This window comes from Ramlibacter sp. (genome assembly GCF_035655895.1).
In the GTDB taxonomy this organism is placed as follows: domain Bacteria; phylum Pseudomonadota; class Gammaproteobacteria; order Burkholderiales; family Burkholderiaceae_C; genus Ramlibacter.
Map to the genome: position 1 here is coordinate 1 of NZ_DASRTN010000017.1, position 1,615 is coordinate 1,615.

Annotated in this window: 1 protein-coding gene and 1 pseudogene; both read left to right on the plus strand. The window is 67.2% G+C overall.

Features of this window, described 5'->3' with window-relative positions:
* Nucleotides 1–385: pseudogene (locus VFE82_RS20005) on the plus strand (methyl-accepting chemotaxis protein); the annotation flags it as partial.
* A gap of 234 nt (nucleotides 386–619) precedes the next feature.
* Nucleotides 620–1,615, plus strand: a 996-nt coding sequence (locus VFE82_RS20010; RefSeq protein ID WP_325002109.1) for a methyl-accepting chemotaxis protein, incomplete at its 3' end; no start/stop codon positions are given.

Here is a 1,615-nt window from a genome sequence, read left to right on the forward strand (position 1 = left end):
CTCGATCCGCCGCGTGACCGACCTGATGGGCGAGATCAGCGCCGCCAGCCGCGAGCAGAGCAGCGGGGTCGCCCAGATCGAAGACGCCGTCCAGCAGATGGACCAGGCCACCCAGCAGAACGCCGCCCTGGTCGAGGAAAGCGCCGCCGCCGCCGACAGCCTGAAGACGCAGGCGCAGCAGCTGGTGGGCGCCGTCGCCGTGTTCAAGATCGACGGCCACGAGGCCTCCAACGCCCCGGCCCTGGGCATGGCGCCGATGGCGGCCCGGACCACCGTGCGCCCCACCCTGCCGCGCAAGCCGCTGGGCGCCACCGGCAAGCCGGCCAGCGCCCCGAGCGCGGAACGGCCCCGCCGCACCGGCACCGACGACTGGCAGACCTTCTGAAGATGCGTGCATGCGAATGCGATTGCGAATGCGAAGGGACCCGTCGTCCTCGCTTTTTTCCATCTCCGACGTGAGACGCCGACGTGATTCCATCGTGAGGAGCCCGGTGCCGCCAGGGCTGCTTGCGGAGGACGAGCGGCGGCCCGCCATCAAGTCACGGCGCAACACGCCGAACCATTTCGAACGGCCCTGACCCGGGCCTGGATCCAACCTGCAAATCACACGATGAACAACATGAAGATCTCCACCAGGCTGATGGCCGCCTTCGGCTTGATCGTCGCCCTCACGATGCTGCTGGGCGGCGTCACGCTCTACAAGCTGAAGCTGGTCGACGAAGCGCTCGACGACGTGGTCAAGGACCGCTACGCCAAGATCAGCGTGCTGGTCGACCTCAAGGACGATTCGGGCGACATCGCGCGGCAGACGCGCACGGCGTTGCTCTGGCCGGCCGAGGCGAAGGGACAGCTGGACGGCATCGACAAGAGCACCAAGACCATGGCAGTGGCCTTCGACAAGCTGGAGAAGTTCGTCTGGACGCCGAAGGGTCGCACTCTCTTCGATGCCATGAAGGCGGCTTACTCCCCCTACTCGACCGCTCTGGCGCGTTTCTCGGAACTTGCAGGCGCGGACAAGATGGAGGAAGCCAAGCTGCACCTGCAGCAGACCCTGCGCCCGGCGCAGAGCAATCTCCTCAAGGCCTTGAATGAGCAGATCGACTTCCAGCAGGAGATGATGGTGAAGGCGTCTGTCGTCGCGGACACGGCGACCGACAGCGTCGAGACGTCGGTCTTCGCGGTGGGCAGCCTTGCCTGCCTGATCAGCATCGCCCTTGCCGTGTGGATCGTGCGCAGCATCACCGGCCAGCTGGGCGGCGAACCGGCGGCCGCGGCCGAACTGGCCAAGCGCGTCGCCGATGGTGACCTGTCCGTCCAGATCAGCGTCAAGGATGGCGACAACGCCAGCCTGCTGGCGGCACTGAAGCGCATGCAGGAGAGCCTGTCGTCCATCGTCAACGGCGTGCGCCAGAACGCCGACTCGGTGGCCACGGCCTCGGGCCAGATCTCGCAAGGCAACAGCGACCTGTCCTCGCGCACCGAAGAACAGGCCTCCGCCCTGCAGCAGACCGCTGCGTCGATGAAGCAGCTGGCCTCCACCGTCAAGCAGAACGCCGACAACGCCCAGCAGGGCAACGAGCTGGCCCTGGCCGCCTCCACCGTGGCCGTGCGCGGC